The 23,425-nt window shown below is 66.1% G+C and carries 22 protein-coding genes; 11 read left to right on the forward strand and 11 right to left on the reverse strand.

The genetic code is table 11. The features are described 5' to 3' along the window. Position 1: 1 nt before the first annotated feature. On the reverse strand, positions 2–1,669 hold the full coding sequence (locus tag R1Z03_RS04075) for an acyl-CoA dehydrogenase family protein (protein WP_317357093.1): 1,668 nt from the start codon (positions 1,667–1,669) through the stop codon (positions 2–4). A gap of 88 nt (positions 1,670–1,757) precedes the next feature. Further along, positions 1,758–2,678 (reverse strand): LysR family transcriptional regulator, encoded by a 921-nt coding sequence (locus R1Z03_RS04080; protein ID WP_317357095.1) that lies wholly within the window; start codon positions 2,676–2,678, stop codon positions 1,758–1,760. A gap of 163 nt (positions 2,679–2,841) precedes the next feature. Here R1Z03_RS04080 and gtdA point away from each other — a divergent pair, with 163 nt between their 5' ends. From gtdA to R1Z03_RS04115, 7 genes are all read left to right on the forward strand, one after another. After that, on the forward strand, positions 2,842–3,912 hold the full coding sequence (gene gtdA, locus R1Z03_RS04085) for a gentisate 1,2-dioxygenase (RefSeq protein WP_317357097.1): 1,071 nt from the start codon (positions 2,842–2,844) through the stop codon (positions 3,910–3,912). A 47-nt stretch (positions 3,913–3,959) separates the two neighbouring features. Beyond that, positions 3,960–4,658, forward strand: coding sequence for a fumarylacetoacetate hydrolase family protein (locus tag R1Z03_RS04090; RefSeq protein WP_317360232.1), 699 nt, complete (start codon positions 3,960–3,962; stop codon positions 4,656–4,658). Between the two features lie 16 nt (positions 4,659–4,674). Further along, on the forward strand, positions 4,675–5,319 hold the full coding sequence (gene maiA, locus R1Z03_RS04095) for a maleylacetoacetate isomerase (protein WP_317357099.1): 645 nt from the start codon (positions 4,675–4,677) through the stop codon (positions 5,317–5,319). 62 nt (positions 5,320–5,381) lie between these two features. Next, positions 5,382–6,707, forward strand: a complete 1,326-nt coding sequence (locus R1Z03_RS04100; protein ID WP_317357101.1) for an MFS transporter — start codon at positions 5,382–5,384, stop codon at positions 6,705–6,707. A 53-nt stretch (positions 6,708–6,760) separates the two neighbouring features. Continuing rightward, positions 6,761–7,774, forward strand: coding sequence for a helix-turn-helix domain-containing protein (locus tag R1Z03_RS04105; RefSeq protein ID WP_317357104.1), 1,014 nt, complete (start codon positions 6,761–6,763; stop codon positions 7,772–7,774). Positions 7,775–7,973: 199 nt separating this feature from the next. Next, on the forward strand, positions 7,974–8,702 hold the full coding sequence (locus tag R1Z03_RS04110; RefSeq protein WP_317357106.1) for an alpha/beta hydrolase: 729 nt from the start codon (positions 7,974–7,976) through the stop codon (positions 8,700–8,702). Between the two features lie 183 nt (positions 8,703–8,885). Beyond that, on the forward strand, positions 8,886–9,551 hold the full coding sequence (locus tag R1Z03_RS04115; RefSeq protein ID WP_317357108.1) for an OmpW family outer membrane protein: 666 nt from the start codon (positions 8,886–8,888) through the stop codon (positions 9,549–9,551). A gap of 308 nt (positions 9,552–9,859) precedes the next feature. Here R1Z03_RS04115 and R1Z03_RS04120 read toward each other — a convergent pair whose 3' ends face one another. The 6 genes from R1Z03_RS04120 to R1Z03_RS04145 all read right to left on the reverse strand — a co-directional run bounded on the left by R1Z03_RS04120 (position 9,860) and on the right by R1Z03_RS04145 (position 16,583). Continuing rightward, positions 9,860–10,315 carry a TIR domain-containing protein gene (locus R1Z03_RS04120; RefSeq protein WP_317357110.1) on the reverse strand — a complete coding sequence of 152 codons (456 nt, stop codon included), beginning with the start codon at positions 10,313–10,315 and terminating at the stop codon, positions 9,860–9,862. Positions 10,316–10,341: 26 nt separating this feature from the next. Then, positions 10,342–11,760: an SIR2 family protein gene (locus R1Z03_RS04125; RefSeq protein ID WP_317357112.1), complete on the reverse strand. Its 1,419-nt coding sequence runs from the start codon at positions 11,758–11,760 to the stop codon at positions 10,342–10,344. 3 nt (positions 11,761–11,763) lie between these two features. Continuing rightward, on the reverse strand, positions 11,764–12,267 hold the full coding sequence (locus R1Z03_RS04130) for a toll/interleukin-1 receptor domain-containing protein (protein ID WP_317357115.1): 504 nt from the start codon (positions 12,265–12,267) through the stop codon (positions 11,764–11,766). 81 nt (positions 12,268–12,348) lie between these two features. Further along, the gene (locus R1Z03_RS04135; protein WP_317357117.1) at positions 12,349–14,151 is read right to left on the reverse strand and encodes an alkaline phosphatase family protein; all 1,803 of its coding nucleotides are present in this window, start codon (positions 14,149–14,151) and stop codon (positions 12,349–12,351) included. A 633-nt stretch (positions 14,152–14,784) separates the two neighbouring features. Then, complete coding sequence (locus R1Z03_RS04140; RefSeq protein WP_317357119.1) at positions 14,785–15,264, reverse strand: TIR domain-containing protein; 480 nt, start codon at positions 15,262–15,264, stop codon at positions 14,785–14,787. 407 nt (positions 15,265–15,671) lie between these two features. After that, positions 15,672–16,583, reverse strand: a complete 912-nt coding sequence (locus R1Z03_RS04145) for a LysR family transcriptional regulator (protein WP_317357121.1) — start codon at positions 16,581–16,583, stop codon at positions 15,672–15,674. A 113-nt stretch (positions 16,584–16,696) separates the two neighbouring features. Between R1Z03_RS04145 and R1Z03_RS04150 the strand changes: the two genes are divergently transcribed. From R1Z03_RS04150 to R1Z03_RS04165, 4 genes are all read left to right on the forward strand, one after another. Continuing rightward, positions 16,697–17,689 carry a 2Fe-2S iron-sulfur cluster-binding protein gene (locus R1Z03_RS04150; protein ID WP_317357124.1) on the forward strand — a complete coding sequence of 331 codons (993 nt, stop codon included), beginning with the start codon at positions 16,697–16,699 and terminating at the stop codon, positions 17,687–17,689. Positions 17,690–17,772: 83 nt separating this feature from the next. Further along, positions 17,773–19,038 carry an aromatic ring-hydroxylating dioxygenase subunit alpha gene (locus R1Z03_RS04155; protein ID WP_317357126.1) on the forward strand — a complete coding sequence of 422 codons (1,266 nt, stop codon included), beginning with the start codon at positions 17,773–17,775 and terminating at the stop codon, positions 19,036–19,038. A 3-nt stretch (positions 19,039–19,041) separates the two neighbouring features. Beyond that, positions 19,042–19,533, forward strand: coding sequence for an aromatic-ring-hydroxylating dioxygenase subunit beta (locus R1Z03_RS04160; protein ID WP_317357128.1), 492 nt, complete (start codon positions 19,042–19,044; stop codon positions 19,531–19,533). A 13-nt stretch (positions 19,534–19,546) separates the two neighbouring features. Beyond that, positions 19,547–19,870 (forward strand): non-heme iron oxygenase ferredoxin subunit, encoded by a 324-nt coding sequence (locus R1Z03_RS04165; protein WP_272566083.1) that lies wholly within the window; start codon positions 19,547–19,549, stop codon positions 19,868–19,870. Between the two features lie 24 nt (positions 19,871–19,894). On the opposite strand, the gene R1Z03_RS04170 is transcribed toward R1Z03_RS04165, so the two are convergent. The 3 genes from R1Z03_RS04170 to R1Z03_RS04180 all read right to left on the reverse strand — a co-directional run bounded on the left by R1Z03_RS04170 (position 19,895) and on the right by R1Z03_RS04180 (position 23,422). Next, complete coding sequence (locus R1Z03_RS04170) at positions 19,895–21,364, reverse strand: methyl-accepting chemotaxis protein (protein ID WP_317357131.1); 1,470 nt, start codon at positions 21,362–21,364, stop codon at positions 19,895–19,897. Positions 21,365–21,528: 164 nt separating this feature from the next. Further along, on the reverse strand, positions 21,529–22,860 hold the full coding sequence (locus tag R1Z03_RS04175) for an MFS transporter (RefSeq protein ID WP_317357133.1): 1,332 nt from the start codon (positions 22,858–22,860) through the stop codon (positions 21,529–21,531). A gap of 4 nt (positions 22,861–22,864) precedes the next feature. Continuing rightward, positions 22,865–23,422, reverse strand: a complete 558-nt coding sequence (locus tag R1Z03_RS04180; RefSeq protein ID WP_317357135.1) for a hypothetical protein — start codon at positions 23,420–23,422, stop codon at positions 22,865–22,867. Between the last annotated feature and the right edge of the window lie 3 nt (positions 23,423–23,425).

Below are 23,425 nucleotides of genomic sequence, written 5' to 3' on the forward strand. Positions count from 1 at the left end.
ATCACGCCGGAAACGCCCGTTCCAGAATCGCCCCGGTGTCCATCGCTCGGGTGTCGATGGCGCCCACGACGCGGCCTGCGCCGCCGTCCTCCAGCCGGGTGGCAATGAACGCATCCGCCACCGCCTGCGGCGCATGGCGGCGCAGCAGGCAGGCTTGGGCCACCAGCACCAGGCGCTGCACGAGCTGGCGGCCCAGGGGCTCCAGCTGTTCGGGCGGGAGGGCGAGCAGGCCTTGGAGCGGCCGGAGCGCGTCGAGAATGCGCGGCTCGCCGGCCGCGGCGTCGGCGAAGTCCTGCAGCAGCGCCGACGCGGCCTCGGGCTCGCGCGCCAGGGCGCGCAGCACGTCCAGGCACATCACGTTGCCCGAGCCTTCCCAGATCGAGTTGACGGGCGATTCGAGAAAGAGGCGCGCCATCACGCCGTCCTGCACGTAGCCGTTGCCGCCGAAGACCTCCATGGCCTCGCCGGCCAGCCCCACGCCGCGCTTGCAGACCCAGAACTTGGCGGCGGGCGTCATCACGCGCTTCCAGGCGCGGTCGGCCGCGCTGGCCGTGCCGTCGTCGTCGCGCTCGAAAGCCTCGGCCAGGCGCATCAGCAGCGCCAGCGCGGCCTCGCTCTCCAGCGCCAAATCGGCCAGCACGGCGCGCATCAGCGGCTGCTCGGCCAGGGCCCGGCCGAAGGCGTGGCGCTGGCGGGCATAGGCGATGGCCTGCACGGTGGCCTGGCGCAGGATGGCGGCGCTGCCGGCCACGCAGTTCAGGCGCGTGATGGTCGCCATCTCGATGATCGTGGGGATGCCGCGGCCTTCCTCGCCCATCAGCAGGCCCCAGGCGCCGTCGAATTCCACCTCGCCGCTGGCATTGCTGCGGTTGCCCACCTTGTCCTTCAGGCGCTGCACGTGCACCGCGTTGAGCGTGCCGTCGGGCCGCCAGCGCGGCACGTAGAAGCAGGCGAAGGGGCCGCCCTCGCCGGTGCGCGCCACCACCAGGTGCGCGTCGCTCTGCGGGGTGGAGAAGAACCACTTGTGGCCGTGCAGCCGGTATTCGCCGCCGCGCCCGCCCGCGCCGACGGGCGTGGCCACGGTGGTGTTGGCTCGCACGTCGGAGCCGCCCTGCTTTTCGGTCATGCCCATGCCCAGCCAGACGCTGGATTTTTCCTGCGCGGGCCGGTCACGCGGGTCGTGGGTGCGGCTGTGGAGCTTGTCCTCCAGCTGCGCCCAAAGCGCGGGCTCCTTGCGCAGCAGCGGGATCGCGGCCTGCGTCATGGTGGCGGGGCACAGGGTGCCCTGCTCGACCTGGCCGTGCAGGTAAAAGCCCGCGGCCCAGGCGGTCCAGCGGCCGGGCCGGTCGCTGTCGAAGGGCATGGAGACCAGGCCCTGTGCGCGGTAGAGCGCCATGAGCGCGTCCCACGCGGGATGGAATTCGACCCGGTCGATGCGCCGGCCCCGGTTGTCAAAGCGGTGCAGTTGCGGCGTGTGGCGGTTGGCTTGTTCGGCCAGGGCCCCTGTCGCGGCCGTGCCGAGCTGCCGTGCGTAGGCGCCCAGGGCGGGCAGGGCGCCTGGCGCACCCGCGCGGCGCAGCCCGTCCTGCAGCGCGGCATCGGTGGCGAGCAGGTCGTAGTCGGTGCGTTCGGAAAACTGGTTGAAAACTGCGTGGGTGGCCTGGGCCATGGGTTGTCTCCTGCGCGTGGGGGCGCACCGTGCGCCCAGGCCGCCATGGTGCCCCCATTGGCACGGGCCTGCACGCCCTGGCGTGCGGTCAGGAGGCGGGTGCGGCGGCCTCGCGCAGGGCGCGCAGCATGCTGGCCACGGCCGCCCGGTCGGTGGTGTTCTCGCGCCAGTACATCGACACCGAGCCGAAGCCCGACAGCCGCACCGGCAGCACGCGCAGCGCGCCCATGTGCGAAAACCGCAGCGCCGCGCGGTGCGAGGCCATGCCGATCATGTCGCTGTGGCCCAGCAGCGTGAGGTTGAGCGTGACGGAGTTGGACTCCACGCTGCCCTGCGGCAGCGCATGCCCGGCGGTTGCCAGCGCGCCCTCCAGCGCATTGCGGATCGGCGTGCCGCGCGGCCAGACGAGCCAGCGGTAGGCCATGAGATCGCCCCATTCCAGCGCGCGCTCCTGCCGCAGCAGCGGGTGCTGCGGACGCGCCACCAAATGGATGGGCTCCATGTACAGCATCTCGGTGTGGATGTGGGTGTCGTGCAGTTCGGGCGCGGAACGGCCCACCACCACGTCCAGCTCGCCATGGGCCAGCTGCTGCATGAGCACGTTCATGGTGCTTTCGGCCAGCCGGATCTGTGCGCGCGGCAGCCACTCCATCAGGCGCAGCACCGCCATGGGCACCACGTCGGACGCCGAAGCGCCCGAGGTGCCCACCGCCACCAGCCCGCTGCCGCCGTCGCGCAGGGCCTGCATGTCGTCGCGGGCGCTGTCCAGGTGGGCCTCGATGCGCCGGGCATGGGCGATCAGCGCCTCGCCCTGGGGCGTGGGCTTGAGCCCGCGCGCATGGCGCTCGAACAGCACCATGCCCAGGTCCTCTTCCAGTTCCTTGAGCCACTTGGAGAGCGCGGGCTGCGCGGTGTGGAGCAACTGCGCCGACTGGCTCATGTTGCCGGTCTGCGCCAGGCTCAAAAGCATTTGCAGCTGTCGCAGGCGCAGGCGGTGGGTCCAGTCCATGGGGTCGTCGGTGGTGTTGAAGGTATATCCAAAAGATTATGGATAAGACCAATAAATGATTTTACGGACTATCGACGGGTTCGAATAATCCGCCCCATGGACCGGCTGGCAGCGCGCACTCGAGCGCTTTCGCATGGCTGGCCGCAGACACAGGAGACAACGCATGGACACGCCCACCCTGGCATCGCCGCCTGCCGCCGCATCCGCCGACCGGCAGGCCTACTACGACCACATCGCCCGCCATGGCATGGCCCCGCTCTGGGAATCGCTGCACAGCCTGGTGCCGCGCGAACCCCGCCCGCGGGCCGTGCCCGCCTTCTGGAAATACGAGGACGTGCGCCCGCTCGTCATGCAGGCGGGAGAGGTCATCAGCGCCGAGGAGGCGGTGCGCCGCGTGCTCATCCTGGAGAACCCCGGCCTGCCCGGCCGCGCCAGCATCACCTCCACGCTGTATGCGGGGCTGCAGCTCATCCTGCCCGGCGAGGTCGCGCCCAGCCACCGCCACACGCAGTCGGCGCTGCGCTTCATCGTGGAAGGGCAGGGTGCCTACACGGCCGTCAACGGCGAGCGCACCACCATGCACCCGGGCGACTTCATCATCACCCCCTCGTGGACCTGGCACGACCACGGCAACCCGGCGGTGGCGGACGGTGGCGAGCCCGTGGTCTGGCTCGATGGGCTCGACATTCCCCTCATCGGCCACCTGGATGCGGGCTTCGCGGAGAACTACCCCGAAGCGGTGCAGCCCGTGAGCCGGGCCGAGGGGCACAGCTTTGCCGCCTTCGGCCACAACATGGTGCCGGTGCGCCACCGTGCGGTGGAGGGCTCCACTTCGCCCCTCTTCAGCTACCCCTACGAGCGCAGCCGCGAGGCGCTGGACCGGCTGTTCCGCCAGGGCGAGCTGGACGCCTGGGACGGCGTCAAGCTGCGCTACGTGAACCCCGCCACCGGGGGGTGGCCCATGCCCACCATGGCCACGTTCATGCAGTTCCTGCCGGCCGGCTTCCAGGGCCGCACCTACCGCACCACCGACGCGACCGTGTTCAGCGTGGTCGAGGGCCAGGGCACGGCGCGCATCGGCGAGCGCACCTTCCAGTTCGGCCCGCGCGACACCTTCGTCGCCCCCTCATGGGCGCCCGTGCAGCTGGCCGCGACGCAGGACGCGGTGCTGTTCAGCTATTCCGACCGCCCGGTGCAGGCCGCCCTGGGCCTGCTGCGCGAAGAGCGCCTGTGAGCCGCTGCGCATCCTGAATCTTCAATCCCCGTTTGAAAGACATCTCCATGGCCTTCGTGTTTCCCGCTCCTCCCTCCGTTGCCGTGCCCGTTGCAGGCAGCGGCGATGCCTTCGCCGTGCGCCGCGTCTACTGCGTGGGCCGCAATTACGCGGCCCACGCCCGCGAGATGGGGTTCGATCCCGACCGCGAGCCGCCCTTCTTCTTCTGCAAGCCGGCCGATGCCGTGATCCCCGTGGCCCATGGCGAGACCCTGCGCTTGCCGTACCCCTCGCGCACGGACAACTTCCACTACGAGGCGGAACTGGTCGTGGCCATCGGCAAAGCGGGCAGCGACATCGCCCGCGAGAACGCGCTGCAGCACGCCTGGGGCTATGCCGTGGGCCTGGACATGACCCGCCGCGACCGGCAGATGGAAATGCGCCAGATGGGCCGGCCCTGGGAGATCGGCAAGGCCTTCGATGCCTCCGCGCCCATCGGCCCCATCCACCGCGCCAGCGACGTGGGCCACTTCGAGCAGGCCGGCATCTGGCTCACCGTGAACGGCGCGGACCGCCAGCGCAGCGACGTGTCGCACCTGATCTGGTCGGTGGCCGAGACCATCGCCGACCTCTCCACCTGGTTCCGGCTGGAGCCGGGCGACCTGATCTACACCGGCACCCCCGAAGGCGTGGGCCCGGTGGTGCGCGGCGACCGCATGGTCGTGGGCGTGGAACGCCTGGGCGAGCTGCGGGTGGACGTGGTCTGACGCCGTGGAGCCCGCCGTGCAGCTCTACAGCTTCTTCAACAGCTCCACGTCGTACCGGGTGCGCATCGCGCTGGCCCTCAAAGGGCTGCCCGCCGACTACCACGGGGTGAACATCCGCACCGGCGAGCACCGCGCGCCGGACTATGCGGCACTCAATCCATCGCGGGCTGTCCCCCTGCTGGTGGACGGCGACTTCGCCCTGGGCCAGTCCATGGCCATCCTCGACTACCTGGACCAGCGCCACCCCGAGCCGCGCCTGATCCCGCTGGAGCCCCGGCTGCGTGCCCGTGTGCTGGAGCTGGCCCATGTCATCGCCTGCGACATGCACCCCGTCAACAACCTGCGCATCCTGAAATACCTGCAAGGGCCGCTGGGCTTGAGCGCGGCGCAGAAGGATGCGTGGTACGCCCACTGGGCGGCCGAGGGCTTCGAGGCTGTGGAGCGGCTGCTGGCCAGGCACGGTGACGGCGGTGGCCCCTGGTGCTTTGGCGACCAGCCCACGCTGGCCGATGTGTGTCTGGTGCCCCAGGTGGCCAACGCGCTGCGCGCGGGTTGCGACCTCCAACCCCATGCGCGTGCCATGGCCGTGTACGCGCACGCCGAACGGCACCCCGCCTTCATCGCGGCCCGACCGCAGGAGCAGCCTGACTACCAGCCTTGATTTTTTTCTGTGGTCCCCGGCCCATGAGCCACCCCCATCCCTACAAGACGGAGAGAGACAAAATGACCCCATCCATGGCCGCCGGCATTCCGGCGGCAGACCGCGCCGCCTTCGGGCCGCTGCAGCTGCGCGTGACGCTGCTGTGCGCCATCGTCGCCATGCTCGACGGCTTCGATACCCAGTCCATCGCCTACGTGGCGCCGCGCATCGCGGAAGACTGGGGGCTCAAGCCCTCGGAGTTCGGGCCCATCTTCGCGGCGGGGCTCTTCGGCCTCATGGCCGGCGCCTTCCTGCTCAGCCCGGCCGCCGACCGCTGGGGCCGCAAGAAGATCATCCTGCTGTCCACCTTCATCTTCGGCCTGTTCGCGCTGCTCACGGCCTGGGCCACCAGCATGAACGAGCTGCTGGCCTATCGCTTCATCACCGGCGTGGGCCTGGGCGCGGCCATGCCCAACATCATCGCTCTGACCAGCGAATATGCGCCGCAGCGCCTGCGCGCCACGCTGGTCACGGTGATGTTCTGCGGCTTTCCGCTCGGCTCCACGCTGGGCGGGCTGATCTCCAGCTGGCTCATCGCGCATTTCGACTGGCATTCGGTGTTCGTTCTGGGCGGCGTGCTGCCCCTGCTGCTGCTGCCGGTGCTGGCCGCCCTGCTGCCCGAATCGCTGCGCTACCTGGCCGCCAGCGGCGCCGCGCCCGCGCGCTACGAACCCATCGTCAAGAGCGCCTACCCGGGCGAAGACCCGGCCACGGTGATGGCCGGGCTGCGCGGCGAGGCTGCTGGGGTGCAGGCGGGCTTCTCGGTGTTCGAGTTGTTCCGCCATGGCCGCCTGCCCACCACCATGCTGCTGTGGCTGGCGTTCTTCATGAACCTGCTGGTCATGTACTTCCTGGTCAACTGGCTGCCCACGCTGCTCAAAAGCGCCGGCCTGCCGCTGGAGAAAGCCATTCTCTCCACCGCCATGCTCAACCTGGGCGGCGTGGTCGGTGCGCTCGCGCTGGGCCGGCTCATCGACCGCTTCAGCGCCTACACCGTGCTGGGCGCGGCCTACGCCGCCTCGGCCGGTTTCATCGCGCTGATCGCCTTCAGCGGGCAGAACCTCACGGGCCTGCTGGCCGGTGCCGCGCTCTCGGGCTTCGGCGTGGTGGGCGCGCAGATCGGCTGCAACGCGCTGGCCGCGGCCATCTACCCCACCCACATCCGCGCCACTGGCGTGGGCTGGGCGCTGGGCGTGGGCCGCATCGGCGCCATCGTCGGGCCGCTGGCAGGCGGCGCCCTGCTGGCCGCGGCCTGGACGCCTGCGTCCATCATCCTGGTGGCCGCCGTGCCGGCGGTGCTGGCGGCCGCGGCGGTGCTGCTGCTCGGGCGTGTGCGCAGGGACGCCTGAGCCCAGCGCCCATTCAAGCCAGAACGGCCCGCAGCGCACTGGGAGAGCGCACCATGGCATCCAAAAGCATAGCAATGCAGTCGGAGCCAACCGGCGACAGTCAGGCCATGGAATGCGCCATCCGCACGTGGACCACCGATGCCGTTCCTGCCGCGCAGCGGGCGGACTACTGGGTGGGCGCGGTCTGCGACTGCTTCCTCGACATGGAGGTGGAGCCCGGCCAGCGCCAGGCTTTTTCGGCCACGCTGGCCTCCATGCCCTGCGGCGGCCTGCGCGTCAACCGCGTGAGCGGCAGCGCGCAGCGCGTGCGCCGCACCTTGCAGGGCATTCGCCGCAGCGGGGGCGACAACTTCTACTACCTGCTCTGCAAGGAGTCGTCGCCCTGCCACGTCGCGCAGGACGATGCCGGCGCCGCGCGCCTGCTGCCCGGCGACCTGGCACTGATCGATTCGCGCCGCCGCTACCTGCTGGAGTTCCCTGAGGCGGTAGACACCGTCTCCATCCAGATCCCCATCGGCTGGCTGGACACCTGGCTGCCCGCCGCCGACCGCTGGCTGGGCCGGCGTTTGGACGGCGCTGCCGGATGGGGCCGGGTGCTGAGCGCCTACGTGACCCAGCTGCGCACCGAACAGCCCGCCCGCCTGGGCACGCTGCAGGCCGAACACCTGGGCGGTTTGTTGTCGCTGGCCTGCGGTACTGCGCCCGAGGCGCCGCCCCAGCCCGGCCTGCTGCAGCGCATTGAGCATTGCGTGCGCCAGCGCTTTGGCGAGCACGGCCTCACCGCCGCCGCCGTGGCCGATGACGTCGGTGTCTCGCTGCGCACCCTGCACCGCGCGTTGTCAGCGGGCGGCAGCACCTTCGCGCTGCTGCTCATGCGCGAGCGCATGGCAGTGGCGCAGCGCATGCTGCATGCGCCCTCGCATCGGCACCTGACGGTGGCCGAGATCGGCCGGCGCGCGGGCTTCCTGGACCCGTCGCACTTCGCACGCGCCTGCCGCCAGTGGTGCGGCAGAACCCCCGCGCAGGAGCGCTGCGCGCCAACGCAAGCCTTCGACAGTCCGCACTGAAACGGCCTGGATTCAGTCGGGCAACCAGGCAAGGAGTGCCGCAGACAGCGCCGCAGCACAGTGAGGCGGGGCCAATGGCCTGCGCCGTTGGAAAGGCATCCGCACGGCACGCAGCGTCCGCCACGCTGGCACGCATCGGCCATCCACGGCCCGGCAGGCGCGACACCATGGGTCTCCCACCACACAAGGAGACAACGACATGGCGGACACCTACGTTCTGGTCCACGGCGCCTGGCACACGGGCGACACGCTGCAAGCCACCGCGGAGCACCTGCGCGCACGCGGTCACACCGTGCACTGCCCCACGCTGCCGGGCAACCGCGCCGGCGACGGCACGGCCCCGCTGGGCCTGCAGGATGCGATCGACGGGCTGGTGCAGTTCCTCGCATCGAACGACCTGCGCGAAGTGCGGCTCGTCGGCCACAGCTACGGCGGCATGCTGCTGTCTGGCGCCGCCGACCGCGTGCCCGAACGCATCCGGCGGCTGGTCTATGTGAACGCCTTCGTTCCGCTGCCCGGCGAGGCCCTGTGCGACATGGCACCCCCGCACTACCGCGCCATGTTCGAGGGCCTCGCGGCCGCTGGCGGCGGCGGCGTGCAACTGCCCTTCGAAGTCTGGCGCGAATGCTTCATCAACGACGCCGATGCCGATCTGGCGCGCAGCACCTACGCCCTGCTGCACCCGCAGCCGCTGCGCTGCCTGACCGACCCCATCGCCCTGTCGCAGCCCACCGCCGCGCTGGCGCTGGGCAAGTCGTACCTGAACTGCCGCGAAGACACCGCGCTGCCCCACAGCCTGCCTTGGCACCCGCGCCTGTCGGAACGGCTGGGCCTGTTCCGCTACGTGGAGGCGGGCGGCAGCCACGAGGCGCTGTTCACCGACCCCGAAGGCTTCGCGCGCGGCATCGAGCGGGCCGGCCGGGACTGATCGGCAGGCGCCGCTGCTGCGCCAACGTCGCAGCATGGCAACGCGAAGCGAAGACACGGACAAATCAATTCAGGAGACGACACCATGCAAGGCATTGCAAATCACCACATCACCGCGCGCTCTTTCTCTGCGCGGCACGCTTGCCCAGGCGCTCGGGCACGCCAGGCCGCCGCGGCCTTGGCCGTGGCAACCGCTGTCGGCAGCCTCATCGCGGCAGGGCCCGCAAAGGCACAGGCGCAGACCCCGGCATCGCCGGATGCGTCGTCGCCGTCGCCCTGGCGCATCTATGCCGGCCCCGCGCACATCGGCTTCAGCACCTCGGCCAAAGTGCGGGCCGGCGGCCAACTGGTGCCCGGCGCCAGTGCCAAGGCCGACTCCAACGACAGCATCGGCTTCGGCGCCATCTACGACTTCCACCCAGGCTGGAGCGCCGAACTCGCCCTGGGCCTGCCGCCCACCACCGCGCTCAAGGGCACCGGCGCCCTGGCTGGCGCGGGCACGCTCGGCAAGGTGAAGTACGGCCCCGCCGTGCTGTCCGTGCGCCGCCAGCTGTGGGATGGCGGCTCCGTGCGGCCCTACATCGGTGCCGGTATCAACTACACGTTAGTACTGGAATCCCGCGACGGCTTCGTGTCGAGCCTGCATGTGAAGAACGGCATCGGCCCCGTGCTGCAGGCCGGCTTGGAGGTGCCACTGGATGCACGTTGGAGCTTCTTCGTCGATGCCAAGAAGATCTGGCTCAAGACCACGGCCACCGGCACGCTGCCGGCGCTGGGTGGGGCGCCGGCGTATGCGAAGGTGCGGCTGGATCCGTTGGTGGTGACGGCGGGGTTGAGTTGTCGGTTTTGAGGGGGCTTGTGTTGGTTCGGGTGAGCCGGTGGACAAGGCGTATCGGGGGGAGGCTCCGATACGCTACTAATCGCTTTTGAAAGACTGCTTGGCAGCGGTTGCCGTCGTCCGTGTCATGAGGTCGGGCTCACGCTCACGGACTTGAAGCTACCGTTGGTTCATCGGTGGCTGCCATCAGCGATGACAGATATCGAAGGTGAAACGTTTGCCCAGACAGCAATGGGGGGGGCGTTGCGGACGTCTGCAGTTAATGGCGTGGACCCGTTGCTTTCAAGCTCCAGTGGGCATGCGTTTCATCGGCCGGCGCCCTACACCGCTGGCGAATGCTTGCCAGCCGCCTTGGCTGCGGCTTCAACCCAAGCGCCCAGGTTGGACCGTCCGTTATCATTGTTCCAGTAGTAGTGCTTATATCCAGGTACGCGCAGCGAGCAACAGTTGGTGGTGATGCCCTGCATGTCGGCGATCTTGCTGATGTCAATGGTCAGCAAGCCGTTGCCGCGGGCTATGCTTTGATCGATTTCGTACTTCACCCATTTGCTCTTGTGGGTGTTGGCGCCAACCAGCACCACTGTGGCAGATGTGCCGTTCAGCTGGTTGTCGATCCAGGTCTGGATTGCTCGGTTACCTTCGCGTTCAACCTTTTCGAATTCGGCCTTGTCGATGAATCCCGACTTCATTACACCGCCGATGACATTGCTGTTGCGCACATTCATCGCGCGATGTACATCTTCATATTTGAAACTGAAAAATACTTTGCGCGTCATTTGAATTCTCTCTATCTGCTTCGGAGCTATTTATTCAATTGCTTGATGATGTCGGTAATGGTTTTCACCATCTCGCCTGATGGTGTTTTCGGGTCAACAAGCTTCTGGACCATGGGAATCACCCATTGATAGCCACCGTAGTACTTGTCTAGTTCGGCGGAAATTTCGTTCCAAAGCTCCTCGGCCATGAAGCCGGTAGCCGCGACCGGGACGGGTAACAGTTGATGCTCCAGCGCGATCTCGAACTCACGCCGAACGCCGTTGGCGTTGACCACTTTGTCACCATCACGCTTGTTCCCAAAGAAAAACAAAGCGATGCCGGCCAAACTGATCATTCTCTGGCGGTACTGCTCCCACAGCTCTTTCAGGTTGTCGCCATGCTGCGGGAACGGTCGCACGATCAGTTGGGCCTCTGAGTGCTTCTGCGGGTCGCCATAGATGGCCTCTAGGGCGCCGTTGATGACGGCGCTGCCTACGCCCCAGCCAAAACCGTTGACCACTCGACAGTTGGCTCGCACGCAGTTGGCCGCCACGTCGTGGATGAAGTTCTGTGCGTCCTGCCTGGCCCACTCGCCATACTCTTCGGCGCTGCCCGAGAAGAACACGGTCCGCTTCCGGTACAGGGCTTCGATCTTTTTGAGGATGTCATTGATATCCGAATAGTTGTCGACCAGCAGTGTTTGGATACCGAAGCGCTTCAAGTCTTCGATGCGCAGCTCCTGCTTGCGGACTTTGTACTTGAATAGTTCGTCGTCGTCGGCCTCCTGCTTTGCCTCGCGCATGAAGCAGTAGTGGGTGCGCTTAGTGGCACCACCGTGCAGCCGGCTCAGAACGTAATCGAGGTTGGGATCGGTAAAACTGAAACCGATGAAGAGGAAGGTCTTGGACACCAGGTCGCCGCTTAGCGCCGTGATGAAGGGAGCGTGAGTCAGGTAGTACTTCTCGTACTGCTCCTTGTAGATGATGGCGCTCTGGGCCATCTGGACGTCACCATGCATCTTGTAAACAATGGCATCACGCTTAGGCCTACTGAGGGTGAGTTGATCCACCTGAGACTTGATATCCGGCACCCGAAACGCCTTGCGCAGTGCGTCCTCGACGAGTGTGTCGTAATTTGTAGTCCAGAAGCTGTAAATGGGCAACCGAGCGATGATGTCGTGTACCTCGGACGGCTCGGCCTGATCTGAAAACTCCCTAAGAATTTTCTTTGACAGGCCGTCAGCCGTTCGTTTGTTGTTCACATGGAACTGGGCAAGCGAGATGAGGTCATGCTCCTTGGCGACGTCCAGTCCCAGTTCATTCGCGATGTCGCGCAGTAGCTCGGGCCAGTCCACATAGCCGCTGCCCTTGGACATGCCAGCCCCGGCGAAGATCGCTGCGCTGTTGTTGTGCAGATCCTGAACGAAGTCTCTGATGAAGCCATTGATGACGTGTTGTGGCGACATGGTTTAGAAGCTCGTCAGATACTGGGGGGACTGCGATCCTCTGGCGTACCAGTACAGCGCGTTGCCGGCTGAGGCCTGGTCTATCCGACGGTAAAGCTGCAGATATTCATTGCCGTAGTAGTTCCCTGAGGCGTCGCGCGTCGCGATCAAAGCAATCTGTTCGTTGCGCTTGACACCGTCCGCGAACCCAAGTTCCCACGGACACCAACGAGACGCCATCGAGTCGTTAGTGGCGAGAAAGAGGAACACGTCCGCGTCCTTGACCACCGCACGAATGCGATTTGCGGTCGTTCCATCAGGGGCGTCTGGCATGCATGGGTCCTGCCAGTCGATGTAGAGCTCCATCCCTTGCTCTTTAAGCCATTGCTGCAGCCCAAGTGCCATATCACGATCTTTGTGACTGTGGCAAAGGAAGCCTGTCTTCTGTCCATAGTCCCGGGTTCGCTGATTCTTTAAAGAAAGATTGCGTGCTGCAGCAGCTCGCAATTCGTATTGAGAAATTGTCATTTTTACATCCCTGCCACTTCAGGCCACACGCCTCAACACTACAAAACCGATCTACCCTGGAATGCGCTTATTCCGACACGTTCAAGGGACTGCCTTACCGGCAACGCCGTCGCGTAGGACCACAGTTGGTTCCACAGCCATCAGGTGATTTGAAACCCCATCTTTGGTTTCGCACCGCCAGGTGGCCCAGAGCTTTGAGCCAGCGGCATTGGCCCCGCCAATATCAAGCTCGAGAGCAAGCCAGTTCCGGGCAGCCAATACCCGCCTGTTCGACTGCGGAAAAATCAGCATCTCTGCACTGGTGTTTACGTCTAGGTTCTGTGTGATCCTGCCCATGTTGTCCAGGACGTGAAAGAACAGTCGCTCCGCCACAGATACCAGCGACGGGTGCACCACCGCTGTCGATGTGAGCTGCTGAATCTGCGCCCAGTTGTCTTGCGGGCCGACGTCTTTGCGATAGGCCACCCCATGTGCCGCCACATGCACGTCGCCTGAGACGAGGGCCACTCTGAGCTGTTTGGCCTTTGCGGTTGCGAACAGGGTTTCGAGCAGGCGCAGACGTTCGCCCTCATGGTCGTCGTGGGTCCAATGATCTTTCAGATCATCTGCACTGCTATCGAGCACATGGTCGGAGCCGAAGTTGTCGAGGAACGCTTCCGCAAGCGAAAGCTTCGGGTGCACGACCGGGACAGATGACATGAACAGCAGATGCTGACATCCTTCCCCAGGATGTTTGCGCCCGTTCTCTGGAATCTGCTTAAGCCAGTCCTTAAGCGCGCTCCATGTGTCAGGGCCCAGAACCTGTTCATGAGAGCGTTCCGTTCGCAGGTCGGCAACCAGCAACTGCACGGGGCCGATAGCGTGCGCGAAAGTGAAACCGGGTTGTAGGTCCAGTAGAGGTAACGCGAGGGCATCGCCTTTGAGTGCTTTCGACCACTCGATCTTCTTGAAGAGCGGGTCATTCGCTCTGACTTGCACATCGTCCCTCGCCTGCAACTCGGGGAGGTTGTCAGCCACATGTTGCATCTGGAACACCCAGAATGCTCGTCGTGCATGATGGAAGAGTCGTTGAAACAGCGGACTGTGCTGCATCTCGCAGCTGTAGGAACCCCACCCATCAAAGATGTCGTGGTCATCCCACATCATCACTGTGGGAGTCCGCGCTATGGCCTGCGCCGCATCAAGCGGTTTTGTCTTGGTATCCCAATCGCCTCGCTCTTTGGGTAGCCATCTGTCGGCGTACAGCTTGAGGTAGTAGTCCTCAATCTTCGCCTCAAGCTCGGGGCCGACCTGGAATACCAACTGCTCTTCTCTGGGAAGCCCGATCCACCCCTTCAGTTCCTTGACGTCTTCCCAAACAGAGTCAAAGTAGATCTGATCTCCCCCCATCAGCAACAAATGAAAACGCTGTAGACCCTTGTCGTGGGTCCTCGACTCATGCCAAAGCTGCTCCTTGTCGAGCATGTAGCCCGCAGGGCGCACTTGCTTGTCGTGGTTGCACAGCAGATCCGCCCAAACGGCGTTCTCGCCCTTGATCAACTTGCGGATGCTGCTGGGATCCGAAAAGCCATTGCATGACACGTACGCCATGCGAGGTGCATAGCCTTTTCCTGGCACAGTGAAATGCCATACCTCATCTATGTCTCCAATCGTGTACTTGACCTTGCGCTCTTGATTCCCTTGATCCGTCGTCAGGTCGTATCGCAGGTATTGGCGTCCTTCATGCTTGAGCAACACCGTGCTCTTCGGTGCAGCCTTCCCGTCGACAGTGAATTTGGGTGCTTTGTCGCCTTCATCAATGCCGATAAGCGCGCTGACCTTCCACTTTCCTTTTGAGGCCCCCCGAAACGAAAGCACGGGCCCAAGCAAAACCGTTGTTGCCATTGAAGTAATCCCTCTGTGGTCCGGTTTGAATTTCTTTCAAGTCTTCTTACGCTGCTCTTGAGCAATGGCTGTGACGATCCGCGCTCGTGCCTGCGCGCTCAGCCAGATACTTGACTTCGCCTGACTGTTCCAGTCAATCTAGAAATCTCTGCACAGCTTGGCGCGTCTGACTCGGCTCCCGACAGTTCGCCAAGAAGACGAACTGCATTCTCTGGATCTCGTCGGCTACATAGATGCCAAACGGGCCGCTCACCACTGGGGCATAGGGGAAGCCCAACAAGTTGGTTGACTGGGTTTCGGTCACTGTCCGGTGACATGCGATTAGATGCACGAGACCTCCTACCTTCTGCAGTGCGTTGGCAGAAAGATGATCCTGAAGATGGGGCCTCCCGATGGGTTCTCTTGCTGCAGGGATAGTAAATGCGGTAGGAACCCGCATCGACTTTGGTCATTTGCGCGCCAGACCGCTGCGCCAAGGCGTCGCCGACACGCTGACGCATGACCTCGCGCCCACCCGGTGAATACGGCGACAGTCCCATTGAAAATGTCGTCTACGAAGATATCTATGAACGATTGAATGTCGTGACTAAACTGCTCAGAGATCCTGGCCACAAGAAATCCACGTGGCAGGGGCTAAGCCCTTGCCTTCACGGCATCCTTAATCCAACCCTCAATGTTCTCCTTGATATGGTCGTACACATAAGTGCTGGTTGAATACGGCGGATCGTAGACCTTCCCGAGAACTTCCTTTCCATCGACGCTTAACCCCTGAAAGGGGTCGGACCCCTTGGAAGACTGTTTTTCGTCCGAGTCCTTCAAGTTGTGAATGTGAATGGCAAAGACACCCAAGCCGTCCTTCCATGCCTTTTTTATTTCATGCTTTACCCAGCGGCGACCTGCCGTCTTTTCCCCAACAAGCACGACTAGGCACTCCTTGCCCTTCATGTTGTCGGCGATCCACTTTTCGATTGCTGCATCTCCCTTTTTTTCTATCTCCTCCCATTTGTTCGAGTCGAGTAGTGGCTGCTCCTCAATCGACCCAATTTGCTTTATCTGCGAGACTCTCCAGTTGTCCGCTTCGTAGTGAAAGCTTAGAAAACATTTCTTCGCCATGAACTGTGATCTCCAATGGTTTATGGGCACGCCTAGGTTGGGCAAATGCACGAAGTGAAACGAGCCCTAACATTATTATCCAATTGCTTCATTCTCCGCAGCCGGGTAAGTCCTTGCCGATTTACCTAGACACATGCGGCTTTTTGAGGTCAAGGTTCTTATGGCGCTGATCGAGACATCGATGGTAGGCCTTGGACGCCAAGTTCCGAACCCCAGCCGAACTGCGATATCGGTCGCAACAAGAGACCGGATTTGGCGCCCAGCGACCTTCCAGCCCTAGGAGTTAGCGTCAGCAATCAGCCTGTAGGTGACATTGAGCCGCTGTGCTGCACATAAAAACAAGCATCGCCGCATCAATATGTCCAGAGATGTGGTCTAAATCATAAAGGAGCGTGCCATGGACCCCCTCACTGCCCTTCGGCAAACATCTCCACCAACACCCCCCGCAGCCACTGGTTCCCCGGATCCCGGTGGTACTTCGTATGCCAGAACAGATTGATCGCCACCTGCGGCAATTTGGCCGGGTGGGGCGCATAGGCCAGGCCGAAGGGCTCGGCCATGCTCTGGGCCATTTTCTCGGGCACGGTGGCGACCATTTGCGTGGCCTGCAGGATATGGCCGATGGCGACGAAGTGCGGCACGGTGAGCCGCACGTCACGGGCCACGCCCATGCGCTCCAGCAGTTCGTCCACCTTGCCGTGGCCCGTGCCTTCGGAGACGACCACCACGTGTTCCGCCTTGGAAAAATCCGCCAATGTGATGCTGCGGCGCTTGTGCAGCGGGTGGCCCTCGCGGAACAGGCACACGTAGGGTTGGCGGAACAGCCGGCGCTGGAAGAAGCCGGCCTTGAGCTGCGGCAGCAGGCCCGCGGCCAGGTCCACCTTGCCGGCTTCCATGGCGTCCTTCAGGTCGGTGGCTGAATTGCGCACGGTGGTCAGGCGCACGCCCGGGGCCACCTGCGCCAGCCGCTCCAGCAGGCGGGGCAGGAAGTAGATCTCGCCGATGTCTGTCATGCCCACCTTGAACACGCGCCGGCTGGTGGCGGGATCGAATCCCAGCTTGTGGTTGAGGGCGCCGTGGATCATGGCCAGCGCGTACGACACCGACTCCGCCAACTGGTCGGCATAGGGCGTGGGCTGCATGCCCTGGGCCGTGCGCAAGAAAAGCTCGTCGCCCAGCAGGCGGCGCAGCCGCGCCAGCGCGTTGCTCACCGCCGGTTGCGTCAGGCCCAGGTTTTCCGCGGCCTGCGACACCTTGCGCGTGACGAGCAGCTGCTGAAAGACCACCAGCAAATTCAGATCGATGTCTTCCAATTCCATGGGTCACCTTTATTCATCAGGGTGATGCAGTGTATTCACGCCATTCTATTGGCTGATTATCGGATCACAGGAATGATCGGGGCCATAACAACGACCGTGAGTGAGACAACCCGATGGAACTGCATATCGAGCCGCTGGGCCGCGTGCTGCCCGTGGCACCGGGCTCCAACCTGCTGGAAGTGCTGCGCGAGCACCAGATTCCCGTTTCCTACAGCTGCATGGCCGGGCGCTGCGGCACCTGCCGCTGCAAGGTGCTCTCGGGCGAGGTGATCGATGCGGGCCAGGCGCTGCGCATGCCGCCGCTGGGTGGTGGCGAGGGGCAGTACGTGATGGCCTGCCAGACGGTGCTGAGCGAGTCCTGCACCATCGAGATCCCCGAGCCCGACGAGGTGGTGGTGCACACCGCCCGCACGCTCAAGGCCACGGTGACGGCGGTGGAAACGCTCACGCACGACATCCGCCGCCTGCGCCTCAAGCCGGCCAAGCCGCTGGACTTCTCGCCAGGGCAGTACGCGCAGTTGCAGTTCGGCCCGGGCCTGGTGCGGCCGTATTCGATGGCCGGGTTGCCGCACGATGACGAACTCGAATTCCACGTGCGGCTGGTCGAGGGCGGTCAGGTGTCCACCCATGTGGCCCAGGTGCTGGCCGTGGGCGATGCGGTGCGCGTGAGCGGGCCGCTGGGCTCGGCCTACCTGCGCCGCAAGTACGAAGGTCCCATGCTCTGCGTGGCGGGCGGCACGGGGCTGGCGCCGATCCTCTCCATCGTGCACGGTGCGCTGGAGTCGGGCATGCCCAACCCCATCCACGTCTATGCCGGTGCCCGATCGGCGCGCGATGTCTACGGCCTGCCGTGGCTGAAAGATCTGCAGCAGCGGCACCCGCAATTGCAGGTGCATGCCGTGGTGGCCGCGGCCGATGCGGCGCCGGGCCAGCGCACGGGCCTGGTCACCGACGCGATCGCGCAGGACTGGCCCACGCTGGAAGGCTGGCGCGCCTACCTGTGCGGATCGCCGCCCATGGTGGAGGCCGTGTCGCTGCTGGCGCGCCAGCGTGGCGTCGCCGCCGAGCACCTCTACGCGGATGCCTTCTACGCCAGCACGCCGTGAGGCAAGGGCCAGCGCCCCTTCCTGCGCGCCCTCCCTTCTCTTGATTCGCAGCGCCCCATCACAAGCCCCAAGGAGACAACGCCATGAGTACGCCCCACCCCGTCTTCCCATTGCATCCGACCTGGGAAAGCCCCGGCACGCACCGCGTGCCCTTCGCGGCCTACACCAGCGAGGACATCTACCGCCGTGAGCTGGAGCGGTTCTTCTACCGCGGCCACTGGTGCTACGTGGGCCTGGAGGCCGAGGTGCCGAACCCGGGCGACTTCAAGCGCACGGCCATCGGCGAGCGCTCGGTCATCCTGGTGCGTGGCGAGGACCTGCAACTGCACGTGGTGGAGAACGTGTGCGCGCACCGCGGCATGCGGTTTTGCCGGGAGCGCCATGGCAACCGCAAGGAGTTCGTCTGCCCCTACCACCAGTGGAACTACAAGCTCGACGGCGCGCTGCAGGGCGTGCCCTTCCGGCGCGGCGTCAAGCAGGACGGCAAGGTCCACGGCGGCATGCCGGCGGATTTCAAGCTGGAGGAACACGGCCTGACGCGGCTCAAGGTGGCCACGCGCGGCGGCGTGGTCTTTGCCTCGTTCGACCATGGCGTGGAGTCGCTGGAGGATTTCCTCGGGCCGGTGATCCTGGGTTACTTTGATCGCCTGTTCAACGGCCGCAAGCTCAAGATCCTGGGCTACAACCGCCAGCGCATTCCGGGCAACTGGAAGCTGATGCAGGAAAACATCAAGGACCCCTACCACCCCGGCCTGCTGCACACCTGGTTCGTGACCTTCGGCCTCTGGCGGGCCGACAACAAGTCGGAGCTGAAGATGGATGGGCGCCACCGCCACGCGGCCATGGTGTCCACGCGCGGCGAGGCCAAGAAGCAGTCCGACGTGTCCAACGTCTCCAGCTTCAAGGCCGGCATGCAGCTGGAAGACCCGCGCTTTCTCGACATCGTGCCTGAGCCCTGGTGGGGCGGGCCCACGGCGGTGATGACCACGCTGTTCCCCAGCGTGATCCTGCAGCAGCAGGTCAACAGCGTTTCCACGCGCCACATCCAGCCCGTGGGCCGCGATGCCTTCGATTTCGAATGGACGCATTTCGGCTTCGAGGACGACACCGACGAGATGACCGAGCGCCGCCTGCGCCAGGCCAATCTGTTCGGGCCGGCGGGTTTCGTCTCGGCCGACGACGGCGAGGTGATCGAGTTCTCGCAGCAGGGCTTCGAGCAAAAACCTTTCCATCGTGCGCTGGTGGAGCTGGGCGGCCGGGAGGTGGGAGACACCGACCACATGGTCACCGAGACGCTGATCCGCGGCATGTACGAGTACTGGCGCGGCGTGATGGAAAAGGAGGACTGAACCATGGACGTCCAATCCACCGCGATCGAATTCGCCGACTATTTCGCCCTGCAGCAGCTCTATGCCGACTACGCCGCCGCGCTCGACGCAGCGCAGTGGGACCGGTGGCCGGGCTTCTTCACCGAAGACTGCCTCTACCGCCTGCAGCCGCGCGAGAACCACGAGCGCGGCTTGCCGCTGGCCACGCTGTCGTTCGACAGCCAGGGCATGCTCAAGGACCGCGTCTACGGCATCCGCGAGACGCTGTTCCACGACCCGTATTACCAGCGACACGTGATCGGTGCGCCGATCGTGCGCCAGGCCGGTGAGGGCCGCTGGGCGTGCGAGGCGAACTACGCCGTCTTTCGCACCAAGCTCTCGGAGCCCTCCACGGTGTTCAACGTCGGGCGCTACCTGGACGTGGTGGTGCGCACGCCCGAGGGCCTGCGCTTCGCCCGCAAGGAGTGCATCTACGACAGCGAAATGATCCCGAATTCCATCATCTACCCCATCTGAGAGGAGACACACCATGCCAGCAATCGACACCGGATGGACCGAGGCGACCGCGCGCGCCGACCTGCCCGAGGACGACGTGGTGGGCGTGACCGTCGAGGGACGCGACGTGGCGCTCTACACCGTGGACGGCGAAGTGTTCGCCACCGACAACCTGTGCACGCACGGCAATGCGCGGCTGTGCGACGGTTTCCTGGAGGGGCACGAAATCGAGTGCCCGCTGCACCAGGGCCGCTTCGACGTGCGGGACGGCAGCGCGCTGTGTGCACCGCTCACCCAGGGCCTGCGCAGCTACCCCGTCCGTGTGGAGCAGGGAACGGTGTACCTCAAGCTCGCCTGACGCGAGGCGGCATGCGCCGCCGTCTCAGGCGGGCGCCGCCAGCGTGCCGCGCGGCGCCTGGAACTGAAAGCCCTCCACCACGCTTTTCAGCCGGCCGGCATGCTCCAGCAGGCTGGCCGCCGCGGCGGAGGACTGTTCGACCAGCGCGGCGTTCTGCTGGGTCATGTGGTCGAGTTCGGTGACCGACGTGCTCACGCGGCCCAGGTCGCTGGACTGGCCTTCGACCGACGTGCTGATGGTGCCCACCACCTGCGAGGCGCGCCGTGCGCAATCGACCACGTTCTGCATGTTGCGGCCCGCGTCGGCCGCCAGCGTGCTGCCGCGCTCGGCCTGCGCCACCGAGGCGGCGATCAGCGTGCGCACCTCGCGCGCAGCCTCGGCGCTGCGCCCGGCCAGGGCCCGCACCTCGCTGGCCACCACGGCGAAGCCCCGGCCCTGCTCGCCGGCACGGGCGGCTTCCACGGCCGCATTCAGCGCCAGTATGTTGGTCTGGAAGGCGATGCCGTCGATCACGCCCACGATGTCGGCAATGCGGCCGGCGCTGGAATGGATGCCCTCCATGGTGGCCACCACCTCCGTCACCACGCCGCCGCATCGTTCGGCCAGTTGCGTGGCCTCCTGCGTCAGGCGGCGCGCGGCCACGGCCTCCTGCACGCTGTGGCGTACCACGCCGTCCAGCTGCTCCATGGATGCGGCGGCCTCCTGCAGGTGCGAGGCGGTGCGCTCGGTGCGCTGGCTCAGGTCGTGGTTGCCGGAGGCGATCTCGCCCGAGGCCGACGCCAGGCCGGCCGCGGCCTGGTGCACGTCGGCCACCACGCCATTGAGACGCCCCAAGGCACCCTGCAGCGCCCGGGCCGCCGCGCTGCGCACGGCCACGTGGCCCACGTCCAGCGACAGCTGGCCGTTCGGCTGCAGGCGGCACAGCTGCTGCAGCTCGGCCGACTCGATGGCGTCGGCCCGCGTGCGCAGGGCGATAGCGACTTCCACCGCGGTCTGCACCACCACGAAGCTGGCATGGACGAGGATGCGGCCGAAGTCGGGCTCGGTCAGGCAATAGATCGGCAGCCCCGCCAATTGCAGCCGGTCGAACGCGATGTGGTGCACGGCAATCAGCCCCGCCGCGAAGAGGATGGGCCGCCAGTCGCGGTAGGCCAGCAGGAAGGCCAGGAACACGAACACGCCGAAGTGCATTTCGGTGGCGCCCAGGCTGAGCTGGATGTGCAGCGCCACCATGCCCATGCCGGCCACCACCATGGCCAGCCGGCTGAGCAGCGTGCCGCGTGCCAGCAGGTAGGCCAGGGCGGCCAGGCCCGTCAGCCCCAGGCCCCACAGCGCGGCGGTGCCGGGCCGGCCGTGCACCACGCCGATCCAGAGGGCGACGGCCCCGCCCAGGGCGACGATGCCCAGCAACAGGGCGTCAGCCCGGCGGCCGATCGCATGCAGGGCGTCGTGCGCGCCCATGGAGATGTCGTGGATGCCGTCGCGTCGTGCCATGCGGAGTGCTCCCTGCAGTTTCGGTTGGGACAGGCCGCGGGGGCAGGCAACGCAGGGGTTGCACCGGAGAATCGGTATCAGCCATCGGGACGCGGCAGGAAACATGTTGTAACGCAGCAGGCCCGCAGGCGTCAATCGGAACGGCGTGGGAGGGTCCTTCCCGCTCAGGCCGGCAAGGGCGGCGGCGGTGCGGTTGCCGCGCCGCGGTGGCCCGCAGTCCGCTGCGCCAGCCAGAAGACCGGCAGGGCCAGCACCGCGCAGCCCGCCAGCACGGCGAACGCGAGGCCGAAATGCCCCTGTGCCCCGACCACGCTGTTGGCAACGGCGGGGCTCAGCGCGGCGCCCACGCCTTGCAGCGTCATCACCAGCCCCAGCGCGGTGTTGTAGCGGCCGCTGCCGCGCACGTACCGTTCCACCATCAGCGGCGTGGCCACGCCCAGCGCGCCGGCCGCCAGGCCGTCGAGCACCTGCACGGGAATGTTGGCCCAGGCATCGGGGATGGCCCAGGCGATGACGCCCCGCACGGGGAGGGCCAGGATGGCGATGTAGACGAACACCTGCAGGCCCCACCGCCGGCTGCGCGACACCCACAGGGCCACCGGCACCATGGTGAGTTGGGCGACCACGATGGCGACGCCCGTCCACAGCAGCGGGGACGAGTCGGGCACCGTGGCGGCGAGCCGCTGGTTCAGCAGCGGCAGCATGGACGCATTGCCCAGATGAAAGAGCGCGCAGGCCAGCCCGAAGCACCACAGCGCGCGGTGGCCCAGAAACGCGCGAAAACCTTCGGGTGCCACGGCTTCGGGATGGGAGGAGGGGGCAGGCTTGGCACCGTCGGCTTCGGCGCCGCGCGCGGCCACATGGTCGATGTCGCCGGGCCGGATCGCCCGCAGGCACGCCAGCGCACCCACGGCCATGGCGGTCATGACGACGAGCATCCAGGGCGCGCCCATCCAGTGCGCAAAGGCCGCGGCCCCCAGCGCGGACACGATGTTGCCGGCGTGGCTGTAGGCCTCGTTGCGGCCGGTCTGGCGGCGCAGGCCGGCGCTGCGCGCCAGCCCGAGCGTGAGCGCGGCCAGTGCGGCCGCCAGCACGGCGCCGGCCGCGCCGGTGAGCACCTGCGACAGCACGAGCAGGCTGGGCGACCGGGTCAGGAAGGCGACGGCGCTGGCGCCCAGCACCGCCAGCGCGCAGACCGCCACCAGCGCCCGCTTGGCACGCGTACGGTCCGCGAGGGCGCCGGCCAGCGGCGTGGCCGCCATGGCGGCCAGCCCCCCGGCGGACAGCACGATGCCGATCATCGTCTGGTCGATGCGCTGGGTCTGCAGGTAGGTGGCGAGGAACGGACCGAGCCCGTCGCGCACGTCCGCCATGAAGAACGCCATCCAGGCCAGGGCGGTCAGGGAAGCCCCGGCCGCAACGCCCGTGCGGGCGGGCGGCGATGCGGGCGGGGTGGGCGCGGAAAGCGCGCCAGGGGCGGTGTGCGCGGCGGTCATGGCGTCACGGCTTGGCGGGTTTGCCCGGCACGGCTTGGCCGTTGACGGTGTGCGCCTCGATCACGTGGGCACCGGTGCTGCCGCGCAAGGGCCGGGCGGGGCCCTCGGCCGTCACCGCATCGCCCGGCTTCAGGTGCAGCCGGGCAAAGCCATCGGGTCGCGTGTGGACGAAATCGCCCGTGTCCAGCACCACGCCGTTGGGCTCGCCGTGCCGGGCGTGGTGCAGGTGCGCCACATGGCCTTTCACCTGGCGCGGTGCGTCGTCCGGCGCGAACGCCTGGCCGTCGATGGACACCAGCCGCTCGAACGCATAGACCTCGTGCGCGGCCTCGCCGTGGGGTGGCGGTGGCGCCACGGTGCCATCGACGACCACCGTCTGGCCGGCGCGCAGGGCCTCGAAGGACCGTGCCGCACGGTCGTCGTGCTTGCCGAACACGAACTGCGCAGGCACGCCGTCCACGTCGATCATCACGCCCTCCACGTCGCCGCGCGGGCTGTAGAGGGCATGCTGGAACTGGCCTTCGAGGGACCAGACGTCGATCATTTCCTGGGGTTTGCTCATGGT

The sequence above is a fragment of the Acidovorax sp. BLS4 genome (assembly GCF_032929295.1).
GTDB lineage: Bacteria > Pseudomonadota > Gammaproteobacteria > Burkholderiales > Burkholderiaceae_C > Paracidovorax.